9 protein-coding genes are annotated in these 12,323 nt (G+C 71.0%); all 9 read right to left on the bottom strand.

All coding sequences use genetic code 11. The annotated features are described in order from the left end of the window. Positions 1-39 precede the first annotated feature (39 nt). Positions 40-450 (bottom strand): (deoxy)nucleoside triphosphate pyrophosphohydrolase, encoded by a 411-nt coding sequence (locus IEY87_RS28420; protein ID WP_189141862.1) that lies wholly within the window; start codon positions 448-450, stop codon positions 40-42. Next, positions 450-1,541, bottom strand: coding sequence for a C40 family peptidase (locus IEY87_RS28425; RefSeq protein ID WP_225277757.1), 1,092 nt, complete (start codon positions 1,539-1,541; stop codon positions 450-452). Before IEY87_RS28425 ends, IEY87_RS28420 begins: the two co-directional genes overlap by 1 nt. Further along, positions 1,538-2,164 carry a hypothetical protein gene (locus IEY87_RS28430; RefSeq protein WP_189141863.1) on the bottom strand — a complete coding sequence of 209 codons (627 nt, stop codon included), beginning with the start codon at positions 2,162-2,164 and terminating at the stop codon, positions 1,538-1,540. The genes IEY87_RS28425 and IEY87_RS28430 overlap by 4 nt, the downstream gene beginning before the upstream one ends. A gap of 2 nt (positions 2,165-2,166) precedes the next feature. Next, the gene (locus tag IEY87_RS28435; protein ID WP_189141864.1) at positions 2,167-4,470 is read right to left on the bottom strand and encodes a type IV secretion system protein; all 2,304 of its coding nucleotides are present in this window, start codon (positions 4,468-4,470) and stop codon (positions 2,167-2,169) included. After that, the gene (locus IEY87_RS28440; protein WP_189141865.1) at positions 4,467-6,941 is read right to left on the bottom strand and encodes an ATP-binding protein; all 2,475 of its coding nucleotides are present in this window, start codon (positions 6,939-6,941) and stop codon (positions 4,467-4,469) included. The genes IEY87_RS28435 and IEY87_RS28440 overlap by 4 nt, the downstream gene beginning before the upstream one ends. Before the next feature lie 47 nt (positions 6,942-6,988). Next, entirely contained in the window at positions 6,989-10,210 is a 3,222-nt protein-coding gene (locus IEY87_RS28445; RefSeq protein WP_189141866.1) for a TcpE family conjugal transfer membrane protein, read from the bottom strand. Between the two features lie 54 nt (positions 10,211-10,264). Beyond that, on the bottom strand, positions 10,265-10,531 hold the full coding sequence (locus tag IEY87_RS28450; RefSeq protein WP_225277783.1) for a hypothetical protein: 267 nt from the start codon (positions 10,529-10,531) through the stop codon (positions 10,265-10,267). 59 nt (positions 10,532-10,590) lie between these two features. Next, a complete protein-coding gene (locus IEY87_RS28455; RefSeq protein ID WP_225277756.1) occupies positions 10,591-11,307 on the bottom strand; it encodes a conjugal transfer protein in 717 nt (238 codons plus the stop codon). Positions 11,308-11,976: 669 nt separating this feature from the next. Further along, positions 11,977-12,276 carry a hypothetical protein gene (locus IEY87_RS28460; RefSeq protein ID WP_189141868.1) on the bottom strand — a complete coding sequence of 100 codons (300 nt, stop codon included), beginning with the start codon at positions 12,274-12,276 and terminating at the stop codon, positions 11,977-11,979. Positions 12,277-12,323 lie beyond the last annotated feature (47 nt).

Here is a 12,323-nt window from a genome sequence, read left to right on the forward strand (position 1 = left end):
CTCCCCCGATGCGACAGATTACTCACTGTAATACTTATGTCACACAGAGCGACCATTCAACCCTTGTGACAGCAGTTTCTCCACCGCTTCCATGACGGGCAGATCGGCCCCCAGCCACGCCACGTCGAAGTATCCACCAGGCTCCAGCCACCGCAGCGCCAGGTGCTCCTTGGCCTCCGGGATCCCCGCCGTCACCATGGCGAACCAGACGCGCAGCACGTACCCCTCACTCAGCGGCCAGTCACCGCCGACCCGCTCCCCGACGCTGACCTCCACCCCGAGCTCTTCGCGGCACTCCCGCACCAGGGCGTCGATCTCGCCCTCCCCGGGGTCGACCTTCCCGCCGGGGAACTCCCACCCGCCCGCCAGCTCAGGCGGGTCGGCGCGCTGTGCGGCCAGCACCCGGCCGGCCGCGTCGAGGATCACCGCGGCGACCACGATCACCGTCATCAGGCGTTCTCCAGCTTCTCCAACTGGGCGATCACGTCAGGGTTCCGCAGCGGCCGGGTGAAGCCCACGATCGTGTCCCGGGTGCCGTAGGTCGTCACCTTGATCGGCCCGCACAGGCGGCAGCGCGCCTCCACCATCTTCCCCTTCGACACGACCATCCCCACATGCCCCGGATTGTTGGGCGAGGTGCCGGGACCCGCGTTGAAGAACACTAAGTCCCCCGCCTCCTCCTTGCCCTGTTCGATCTTCACCCCGAACGGCCACTGCGTGAACGTGGTGCGCGGGATCGACAGGCCCGCGGCCCGGTAGGCGGCGAAGATGATGCCCGAGCAGTCGAACGAGTCCGGCCCGGTCCCGCCCCACACGTACGGCTTGCCACGCTGGTCCAGCGCGTACGCGAGGATCTTCGCGACCACGTCGCTGGGCGCGGCCTCGACCAGCGGCTCGTCACAGGCGTCGTCCGCCTCCGGCGGCACCTCCACCTCGCCGGACTTGGCGTACCCCTTGGCGATCTCCTGGACCTGGTCGACGTACCACCAGGCCCGGTTGTAGACGAACAACGCCCCCCGCACGTTCTCGGGGGCGCCGTTGCGCTTGAGCATCTTGGCCGCGCCGAGGATCGCGTCGGCGGGGTTGTAGACGTCGCCGACGCCGTCACCGTCGCCGTCGGAGGCGTAGCCGTTGAACTGCGACGACATCGGGATCCTAGCCTTGCCGCCCCACGTGCTGATCAGGAACTGCATCGGCCCGGCCGCGCCGGCGGAGTTGGTGCCGCTCTTCACGCCGGGCAGGTCGGAGCGGCCGTGGTTGGTCTCCCGCTTGCCGACGGCGGCCAGGATGCTCCACTGGACGCCGATCTTCTCGCCGTGCTCGCGGTAGAGCTCCAGGTAGTCGGCCGGGATGTCGGCGGCGGCCGAGTCGGAGGCCTCCTGCACCCGGGTGCCGTCGTCGGTGCAGTCGGGCTGAGTGCCGCCGTTGCCGATGAAGGAGGGGATCGACGTCATCATCATCGGCGACATGATGACCAGGGCCAGCAGCAGCATCCCGGCGACCACGACCGCCAGGAGGACGCGAGGACGTGAGACGTTCACCCTTCCGGGTCCCCGTCCTGACCTTCGCCGGCGGGCCGCAGCTCGAAGACCCGCCAGTCGGCGCCGAGCTGGCTGACCGTGACCGCGTACTGCTCGACCAGTTGTTTGGTGCCGCTCTTCGTGGCGAGCCGCTGCGTGCCGGTCACGACGAACACGACGGAGGTCCTGTCGATCTGCCGGATCTCCTTGAGCGCGGCCGTCGTCGTGGAGACCACCTCGTCGGCGCGGTTGCGCTCCACCGTACCGGGCGAGGTCAGGGTCCTGGCGAGGATGTCGCCCAGCTCGGCCGTGGTGTACTGCTTCACCCTGGCCGCGTAGGCCGCCGGGTCCTCGTCGTGCCGGAACGTGCCGTACTCGGCGGTGAACCGCTCGGCCAGGTCGGCGGCGGCGGCGAGCTGCTCCTTCGACATCGGCAGGTACGCGTAGACGTCGAAGGGCGCGTCGCTGGCCGTGGCCAGCGGCGTGCTCTCGACGACAGGCGAGCTCGTGGTGACGCCGCGCGGCGCCTGTTCTGCGGCCGGCTCCTCGGAGTCCGGCCACAGCGCCAGGTAGAGCCCCACGGCGGCGATGATCACCACGACGGCGGCGAAGGCCACCCCGCGCCTGTCACCAGGCTGGGCCATGATCAATCCTTGTCGGGGTTGGACGGGTTGAGCCAGAACGGCACCGGGGGCTCATCCTTGCGGGAGCTGCCCCACAGCGGTGGCGGCTCGGAGGCGCGCCGGTCGGAGGAGCCGGAGGAGCCGCCGAACATGCCGCCGCCACCGGATCCGCCGCCGCCGAAGACCCGCCCGTCAGGGTTGCGGCCGAAGATGCCGCCGCCCGAGGAGCCGTTCGACCGGTCGCCGCTCCAGCGGGAGGGTCGCGAACCACCGGACCCACTGAACCGGGACCCGCCGGACCGAGAGCTTCCCGACCCACCGGACCGGGAGCCTCCCGAGCCGCCGGACCGCGTACCGCCCGACCGCGAGCCACCCGATCGGGAGCCGCTGGAACCGCCCGAGCTCCGCGAGCCGCCGGAGCCGCCGGAGCCGCCGCGAGGCGCCCAGCCGCCGCCGGACCGTCCGCCGAACCAGCCTCCGCCACCCGAGCCGCCACCGGACGCGGCGGAAGCGCCGGACGCGCCGGACGCGCTCGACCCGCCGCCCGGACCGCGCGGCCCCGCCCCGGGCGAGGCGCCACGGCTGCGGGTGGGCGTGCCTCCCAGGTTGAGCGGCGGCGCGTCACCCTGGCGCGGCGCCGGACCCTGCCTGCCGCCCGCCTTGCCGCCCTGCTGGTCGGTGTCGAGCGGTGCGGGCACCCGGACGCCCGACGGCGTCGCGGCGCCCTCCGACTCCTCGCCCCTGGCCCGGCCCTGGGCGACGGTGGCGGCGACCCCGCTCGCCACGCCGCCGGTGGCCGCGTGGATGAGCGGCTCGGCCTTCCGCGCGCCCCAGCGTCCGATCCTGGCCGAGGCGACCGGGGGCAGCACGTTCGAGGCCCGCTCCAGCACCGGCGAACTCGCCGCCTCGCCGAGCATGCGGGTGGTGAGCGTGTGCCCGCCCATCGAGGCGAACAGATGCTGGAACGGCCGCCGGTAGAAGAACACCGCGATCGTCAGCAACGCCATGAACAGGATCTGCAACCCCCAGGGCATCGCCGTGGAGATGATCAGCGCGTAGCCGTACACGAGCACGCCGAGCACCAGCGCGAGCACGGCCTGTCTGAGCAGGGTGCCGATCAGCATCTCCACCCAGCGCATGGCGATGATCCGCCCGCTGCCCGGATGGACGCCGATCAGCAGGAACACCGGCCCGAGGATCAGCAACAGCAGGAAACCCACCTTGAGCACCAGCAGCGAGACCGCCACCAGGAAGATGAGCACCCCCGCCACCAGGGCGGCGATGAGCGCGGCGATGGCCACGCCGAGCCGGCTCGTCCAGTCCCGGCCGGAGAAGATGAAGTAGCGCGAGTCGTTTTTCAGCTTGTCGGCGATCTCGACGTACTTCGCCTGGTGGGCGGCCCGGTCGGGCGCGGGATTGGCCGCGGTGGCCGCCGGGATCGACTGGGTCTCCAGCATGACGCGGCCGAAGTCGCGCACGATGGGCTGGTTGGGGTCCGCGGTGCCGAACTGGCCCATCAGCCAGGGCTTGCACACCAGCGTGGACCACAGGGCGTCGGCGTTCTGGTCGACGCCGGGCGTGCCGTTCTGGCCGTAGCCGCCGGCCTTGACCTCGGGGCTGGTGTCGCCGGGCGCCGGCAGACAGGAGGCGCCGCCCGCGCCGGGCAGCCCGGAGAAGGCGGAGTTGACCACTTCGCCGGTCTTGTCGGTGACGACCTTGCCGAGCCCGGTGAAGTCCTGCGGCCGGCTGAGGAACCAGGTCGCCACCGTGACGGCGAGCACCATCCAGATCACGCCTTCGGCGGTGGTGGTGGCCCGCTTGCGGATCAGGCCGTACCACGCCAGCCAGATCGCGCCGAGGATCACGATGGGCTGGAGGTACGGCCAGTACATGGCCTGCGCCAGGTTCGTGACAATGTCGTCGACGACGTCCTTGATGGACTGGAGCGGTCCCTCGGTGGCCGCCGCCTGGTAGGTGGTGATCGTGAGCCGGTCGACGGCCTTGGCCCACAGGAAGATCGTGTTGGCCCAGGAGTTGCCGAGGACCGCGGTGATGTCGGAGCAGCCGAGCTCGTGCGTGTGCCAGAACTGGCCGCTCATGCCGAACTGGCCGTAGTTGGTGGTGGGTGGTTGTACGCCGCCCTCCGGCACCGGCGCCTGCATCATGCCGTCGGTGCCGCTGCCGATCACCTCGGGGGCGAGCTCGCCCGAGAGGTCGCAGGGCGCCGCCGCGGCGGGCGACATGCTCCCCACGGCGAACGGCACCACCAGGATGCCCAGCAGCACCACCAGGGCAAGCGTCAACCGCCTGGATAGTCGGATCCTCATGACCGCACCTCCTGCGCCCGGACCACTCCCCCTTGAAGATCATGCCCGTTGCCGTCGGGTTTGTCGTGTGTCGGGTTCGTGTCGAGCCAGCGAAGCAGCTCATCGGAGATCAGATCCACTCCGATCCGCCCTGCCCTGCCATCCAGATCACGGAAAATGCATTCCCCGTTGCCGAGCGAGCGCAAGACGGCCTTGTGCTCCTCAGATGGTTCCACCCCGAGCAGTGACATGACGTGGTCGACCTCCACGCGTTCGGTGGACCGGAAGGCGAAGACGGAGGACAGGCAGTTGGTCACCTGTTCGTTGAGCAGGTCGCCGGCGTTCTGCGACACCAGGACGAGCGCGGTGTTACGGGAGCGGCCCATCCGGCTCACCTCGGGCACCAGCTTGGCGCCCTCCGGCGTGGACGTGATCGCCCACGCCTCGTCGAGGAAGATCGCCTTGGGCGCGCGCCGGTCCAGCCCGTTCATCAGCCGCCGGGCGAACTGGGAGACGAGATAGAGCAGCGCCACCGACAGCCGCTGCTCGTAGGAGTAGTCGTCCCTGGTGGTGGCCACGTCCGGCAGCGTCAGGCCGCCCAGGGTGAACACGGTGGTCCACCCCTCCGAGTCGATCTGGTCGCCGCCGGAGGGGTCGAAGCAGAGCGTGGCCAGGTGCATCTCCGACATCGAGCGCAGCACCGCGCCCAGGTTCTTCGACGCGGCGTCCTCGGTCTGCTCCAGATGGTCGACGACCTTGCCGAGCGAGGGGTCGGGCGCGTTCGACACCGCCGCCACCGCCTGGATCATCGCCGACTCGCGCTCCTCCGACATCCTCGGCAGCAGCAGCCGCAGCGTCTCGGTGGCCATCGTCTTCTTGGCCGCGATGTCATCCCCGAACGAGAACGGGTCCAGCAGCCCCGGCGCGGCCGAGCCGAGCGGGATGATCCGCGCCTTGCGCTCGCGCTTCTGCAGCAGCTGCACGAGCGACTCGGCGTCGCCCTTGGGGTCGATCACCGCGACCGTGACCCCGCGCAACGCCATCTGGTAGATCATCAGCAGCGCGAGCGTCGTCTTGCCGCCGCCCGGCTCGCCGGTGATCGCGATGGCGGTCGGGCGGTTGCGGCTGGCCGCGAGCAGCGGGTCGAAGTGGACGATGCTGCGCGCCCTGCCGACGGTCTCACCGATATACGGGCCCAGCCAGCCCTCACCGGCGTCCTCCAGCCGGTCGCCGAGGTCCACGGTGGCCGTCGCCATGCCGCCCGCGATCGTCCGCAGCGGCTGACGCTGAGCGTAGGCGTTGACGCCCACCTTCTCCCCCGGCAGCGCCTCGCGGAACAGCGAGAACTGGTCGCCGGTGGAGTTGACCACGTCGATGCCCATGTCGCGGTAGTGCTCGACGACCGCCTCCACCCGCTGCACGCAGATGTCCTCGGTGGGGGCCGACACGATCAGCCGGTGCCACCCGTACACGAAGGGCAGTCGTTCCTTGGTGATGCCGTGCTCCAGCATGCGGGCCGCGTCGATCTGCTCGGCCAGCGCCAGCGGCGCCTCCGCGCCGGCCTCCCGGATGTGGATGTCCATGTCGCGGGCGTGCGCCAGCTTGCGCGCCACGTCCCTGGACGCCTTGACCGGCGGGATCAGCCGCATCCGCGAGGAGATCTCCACGGGGAAGGGCAGCTGGTCGGTGAAGTGCATCCACGGCTCGCCGTCCGGGAACGGCATGATGTCCGGGAACCGGGCGAACGACAGGTGGGCCACATAAGAGTCACCTTGCGGTTGCACGATGCGCAGCAGCGACCTGCCGTTGTGAATCTCGCCCTCCACCAGCGACTCGATCTCGCCCCTGCCCCAGCGCCGCTTCGGGCTGGCCGACGGCGGCGCGTCCGCCAGCGCCCCCGCCGCCGCGTGCTGGAACAGCCACGCCACCTCGACCGAGGTGGCGTGCCGGGCGTACAGGGCGCTGGAGGCCAGCGCCCGGCCCAGCCGTTCGGCCTGCTCGGTCCAGCGGCGGATCTCGCCGTCGGGCACGTGGTCGTCGTCGAGGCCGAGCGCCTTCTCGGTCCGCTGGTAGAAGCCGAACAGCTGCGCGAGCACCCCGCTGCCGAGCTGCTTGCCCCGGGGACCGATCCGTACGCCGAGATAGACCTCCTTGGACCAGAAGTCCTTCGCCCAGACGTGCCGGTACATCTCCTCCAGATAGTCGCGCCAGCCAGGACCCTCGTCGGAGGTGGCGTTGAGCGCCATCGCCCACTCGGCCGCCGGATAGGCACGATGCGCCACCCGCAGATGAACCTCGGCGTCCGGCATCCTGATCGCCGCCAGCGCGATCGTGATGTTGGTCGCCAGCGACTCCCGCTCCTCCGGCGTGACGAACTCGTAGCTGACCGTGGGAAGACGGAAATATGCCCATGCGGAGGAGTCTGTGAGCAGGATGCGGTCGTCGAAGTAGCGGACCGCCAGACGCTGGTGCGCCCGGGACGCCCTGCTCATGCCGCCCCCTCGGCGCATGAACTGGCCATACCTGCTCGCATGTTCACTTATCGCTCACCGATTCTCGTGCCCGGGGGGTCACTCGCCAACTCCTCTTCGCTCGGTCGGATCCGCTGTGCCGTGAAGCCCGCGACCACGACCCCGGCAAGGGCGAGGTACGCCCGCCGCCCGGCCGCGCGCAACTGCCCCGGATCGACGACCTTGTCGCCGCCCGGCGCCAGCCCGTCCTCCCAGGGGACCCGGACGATGGCCCGGCACCTGCCGCTGGCCACCGCCTCCGCCTGCTCGACATCCGCCATCGAACGCCTGCTCACCCCGTTGACCACCATGACCGCCCGCCGCCTCAGGTCCGCGCAGCCGTGGCCGTCCAGCCACTCGTACGTCATCGCCACCGCCTCCGGGGCCTCCTCGCTCGCGGGGAGCACCAGGACAAGCTGGTCGGCGTACGGCAGCACGCGCGCCGCCAGCGAAGCCGCCGGGTCGATGACGGACAGCTTGTAGTGCCGGTCGAGCAGGCTCAGCGCCTCACCCAGCCGGCGGTCGGAGAAGAGGTCACGATCGGCCAGCCGCTGCTCGGCCTCCGCGTCGCCGTCGGCCCCGACCACCTCCAGACCCGACGCCGTACGGGTGGTGTAGCCGCGCATCGTCAGATAGCCGCTCACCCCGTGCAGGCCCGCGAGCAGCGACGTCAGCGTCTCGGGCGTCTCCTGCTCGACCCGGCTGGTCAGGCTCCCGCCGCCCGGCGCGGCGTCGACCGCCACCACCCGGTCGTCGCGGTAGCGGGCCAGGGTGTGGCCCAGCATCAACGCCGTCGTGCTCTGCCCGGCGCCGCCCGTACATCCCAGCACCACGATCCTGCGGCTGCCGCCGAACACGCCCCTGGCCCGGGCCTCGTCGATCTCCGAGCCATCGGTCCGCACGCCGCTGCCGCCGACCACCACCTGGGCGATCCGCCGCCAGCCGCCGGAGTCCCGCCCCACGACGGACTCCACCCGGCGTACCCGCGGCTCCCGTTCCCCGGTCCTCGGCACCGGCACCCCGGCCGCGACCTCCCGCCGCTCCGGAGCCTGCGGCTGCCCCACCGACCGCAACCGCTCACCCGCCTGCTCCACCGCCGAGCCCGCGGCAGCCCCCTCCCGAGCCTCCAGCCCGATCACGGACCGCTCCCGCTCGTGCTCCCGCTCCGCCTGCTGCTGCTCCGCAGATTGCCGACGCCTCTCAGCACGACGGTCCTCGTCGGACTGACGGTCCTCGTCGGACCCGGCGTGCTCGTCGGACTCCCGCTCCTGGGCCGGCCGCAGCGGCTCCACCGAACGCAGGCGCTGCACGGACTGGCGACGCCCCGCCGCCTGCGGCGGCTCCTCCACCGACTGCTCAGGCCCTGCCCGCTCGGGCAACTCCCGCTCGGGCAACTCCCGCTCGAACGACTCCCGCTCGGACGACTCCCGCTCGGACAACTCCCGCTCGGACGACTCCCGCTCGGCACGCTCAGCCTGCTGAGGCTCCCCGCGCTCAGCGTCCACAGACTCCCCGGCCCCCGCGCCCTCGGCCCGCCGAAGGTCCACGCGCTCGGACAGCCCGCGTCGTACGGACTCAGACGGCTCATGCCCGGCGGACTCGGGCTGCTCGGGTCCTGCGGATGGCTGTCGGGTCGTGGACGGCAGGCTCTCCAGTGGCCGCAGCGCCTCCGGCGGGACCTCCTGGCGTGCCGACGACGTGGGCGGGGCTTCCTCGTCCTCTGGGGCGCCCACAGGCCCTTCCGCTACGCCCTGGGGACGCTCCGCGGCGTCCTCCTCCTGGGTGTTAGGGGCAGATCCCGCGTCGTCCCCGCGTGCGGAGCCCGTGGGGACACCCTCGTCATTCGGCTCGGGACGGATGGGATCGTCGTACTGACCGGGATCCACCTGCTCGGGACGTACGGGATCGTCGTGCTGGGCGGGATCCACCTGCTCGGGACGTACGGGATCGTCGTGGTGAGCGGGATCCACCTGCTCGGACCGAGCAGACGCCGAGGGAACCGCGTCGTCATGGTGGACCGGCAGCGCGGGCAACTCCGAGTCCGGACCCCTGCCCCGCAACGGGCGCGACAGCTTCATCGGCGTCGAGTCGGGGTTCAGCGGCGACCAGCCCCCCTGAGCGTCCGACAGCAGCAGGGCGGGCCCCAGCCTGGGCGGCCGCCCCTTCCTGTGCTGGTTCCTGGCGACTTCCGCGTCCCGGCCGTGCTCATCCACGGCCTGCTCGTCCTCGCCGCCCGGCAGGGCCGAGGACTCCGACGGCGCGTCAGCGCTCGCGGCGAGCTTGCGCAACCGCCGCAGCGCCTCCGTGTCGATCGGCTTACCCGACGCGGCCTGACGCGAGGTCCGCCCCCCTGCCCGCTCAGCCGAGTCGCCCGCCGGCTCATGCCGGGCGTCGTCACGGCCGGTGGGCGCGTCCTCCGAGGCGCCACGTACCAGCCGAAGCGCGGCCGGCGTGTCCCTGCCGTCGCGCACCGCGCCGTGAGAGCTCCGCGCCGCGTCCTGAGAGTCCCGCCCGGCCCTCGAACGGGCCGGTGTCTCCTGGCCGCTCCTCGGGTCGGTCGCGGTCCTGGGCTCGGCCGGCGTCTCCGTCGTGCCTCTCGCCTCGGCGCGGCTCTCACGTACGGGCTCGTGGGCCTGGTCCTGGCGTGCGGGCGGCAGGGCGAGGGCGGTGGTGCCGAGGGAGGGGGCGGCGGCGCCGGGGCGGGTCCGGGAGCCCCAGCCCGTGCGGGTGGTCGCCGACTCGGCGACCGGGGCCTGTGCGGCGGCCACAGCGGCGGCCGCCACGGCGGGACGGACCTGGCGCGGGCCGTTGATGCGCTGGGCGGCGGAGCGCTTGCGCTGGGTCTGGCGGGCCTTGCGCGTCGACTTGACGCGGACCCGGGCCGGGGAGACGCGCCAGACGCGGCCGGAGAAGCTGATCGTCTCGGGCTCGGCCCCGGGCGCGAGGCGATACCAGGCGCGCGGCTGTCCGAGGTAGCGGAGCTGGGATTCGAGCAGCTCGGTGAGCCGCTTGCCCTCGATGACGGGGCGGGTGGACAGCCACGTCACGATCCCGGGGGGCACCAGGTAGAGCACGTGCCAGGGCATCTCCACCGGCACGCCGACCAGCCAGAGCAGAAGCGACCACGGCACGACGACGCCGACGAACACGCCGATCCAGACGATGGGCAGCGGCATGGGCAGCCGTAGATCGTACAGCTTGTAGAGCCGCTTCTCGATGCGCCAGATGTTCGTATACGTAGGCAGGTCCACGCGGTCCTCCTCTCCACCCGCTCGTTCATGACCGCCACGGAGCGGTCTCAACCCTTACTGGATGCCCAGGGCTCCCGCGATCGCTTTGGCCGTCACTTCGATGATGTTGGGCACGTAGAAGATCACGCCGATGGCCACGGCCAGGATGAGGAACTGTACGAACCTCGTGATCTCGCGGGTGAAGAGGAAGAACAGCGCGACCACGGAGACCACCACAAGGAACAGCGGGGCGAAGAACGCGCGCAGGAAGTCGGCGAGTCCTTCGGTGTTGACGCCGGTGGGTGCGGGGGTCGGCGTCAGCTCGATCAGGTTGAGCACTATCGATTTCACGATCACTTCTTGTCCTCCCGGGGGTGCCGATCAGCAGCGCGGTCGTGCGTCTATCCAACGGCCCGACCGGCGCCGCGGATGTCGTCGACGTACCATTTGTCGCCCTGCTTCACGACCGTGAGGCGATAAGCCTGCTGGAGGCGGCCGGTTCCGGTGCTCGCGACGGCGGCGCCGGCGTCGGTGGCCACGGCGTCAGGCAGGACCCACACCACGACCGCCTGAATCTCTCGGGTGGCACCCCCTACAGGCACCACGACGCTCTTGAGCTCCGCGAAGGTGAAGGCGCCCGCGAAGCTCGGCAGGCTCGTGCCGGCGGTGACGTAGCGCTGCAACTCCGCGCCGTTGCCCGAGGCGTAGTTGCGGAAGAAGCCTTCGAGCTGCGGCTTGAGTTCGGTCGCCGCCGCGTCGTCACTCTCCGGCTCCGCCACCTGCGGCAGATCGGCGGGGCCGGGCGCGGGCAGGATCGCGGGCCAGCCCGAGACGACGAACCTGTTGCCGTCGGCGTCACCCGAGTAGTAGATGGGCACGGACAGGTGCAGCCTGCGGCTGCCCGTCTGGAAGGCGACCGTGACGATGGCGTTGGCGTCGTCGGTGACCTCGATGTCGTACGGCTGGATGGCGACGGCGCCCAGCTTGCCGTTGCCGTCCCAGCCCAGCTGCTGATCCATGCCGTCGGCCATGAACGCGGCCAGCTTGCCGGACCTGCTCACGGCGTCCTCAGGACTGAAATTCAGGTAAACGCCGGCGAACTGGGCGGCGAATGCCATCCCGCGCGCCGTCGGGAAGTCACTCTCCGGCTGCGCGGTCGCATTCGGCGCGGCGGCGTTCTGCCCGGTAAACCGCTCAAAAGGTGCACGGATCCCATTAACCACGATAACCACGATAAGCGCCCAGAGAATGATGCGGCCGGTCCACACCAGCCAACGCCCGCCGCCGCCCGACCAACCGCCACGCCGCGGCCTGCGCGGCGGAGGCGCGTCGAAGTCGGCGGTGTCTGGGCGTACGGAAAGCTCGGGGTCGCCAGCGATCCGAGGACCGTGCTGGACGGTTGACCTACGAGCCATCACGCCTCCGCTCGCGCCAATCGCCCCGGCTGGCGCGGTGTCGTCCGTTGCCGATCCCCATCATCCGCGGTGAAGCAGTCACCTTATCCGGTCTCCGCCATTGTTCCAGGAAAGCCACGTCCATGCTGCAGGCATCGCCGTCCGGTAGCAAACCGAGTGCGCATAGGACGCATCGGAGTGCCCAACTTGTGAGGGTTCCCTATCGAATGGGCATTTGACCAGGCCAGAGACCTAAATTCGCATAGCCCGGCCGCCACGAAATCCTGTCCTCATCGGGCCGGGTGGCGTTGACCTGCGGAGACGTACCGCGAAAAGAGGAACGGCCGCTTGCCCGATACCGGGCAGGCGGCTCATCCGCAAGGAGGTTCGCCGTCAGGCGGGCTCGGGATCCTGGTTGCCGACCGGACGCCTTCTGGTGCGCAGGTCCACCACGGTGGGCTGCACCGCCCGCTCCAGCGATCCGCGCAGCCCCGCGAGCATGCTCGTGGTGTCGCGGGCGCGCAACTGGGCGGCGAGCTCCTCGCGCTCGTCCACCTTCCTGCGCAGGTAGTCCTCGCGGTTGACGCGCAGGCCGTACATCAGCTCGACCCTCAGCAGGGCCAGTTCCTCTTCCATACTGATGCCCGCGAGCTTGGGCGCCGGGCTGTGCTTGTGGATGATGCGTCGGATCATGAGGGCCTCCCGAGTCAGCGTGACCGCCGTGTGCATTCGACGCGCGG

Origin of the sequence: Nonomuraea glycinis, assembly GCF_014646515.1 — a bacterium.
Classification (GTDB): domain Bacteria; phylum Actinomycetota; class Actinomycetes; order Streptosporangiales; family Streptosporangiaceae; genus Nonomuraea; species Nonomuraea glycinis.

What these genes read in the sequence shown, in the direction of transcription:
- IEY87_RS28420 (WP_189141862.1), bottom strand. Translation starts at nt 450, where the DNA reads ATGACGGTGATCGTGGTCGCCGCGGTGATCCTCGACGCGGCCGGCCGG.
- IEY87_RS28430 (WP_189141863.1), bottom strand. Translation starts at nt 2,164, where the DNA reads ATGGCCCAGCCTGGTGACAGGCGCGGGGTGGCCTTCGCCGCCGTCGTG.
- IEY87_RS28435 (WP_189141864.1), bottom strand. Translation starts at nt 4,470, where the DNA reads ATGAGGATCCGACTATCCAGGCGGTTGACGCTTGCCCTGGTGGTGCTG.
- IEY87_RS28440 (WP_189141865.1), bottom strand. Translation starts at nt 6,941, where the DNA reads ATGAGCAGGGCGTCCCGGGCGCACCAGCGTCTGGCGGTCCGCTACTTC.
- IEY87_RS28455 (WP_225277756.1), bottom strand. Translation starts at nt 11,307, where the DNA reads ATGGCATTCGCCGCCCAGTTCGCCGGCGTTTACCTGAATTTCAGTCCT.
- IEY87_RS28460 (WP_189141868.1), bottom strand. Translation starts at nt 12,276, where the DNA reads ATGATCCGACGCATCATCCACAAGCACAGCCCGGCGCCCAAGCTCGCG.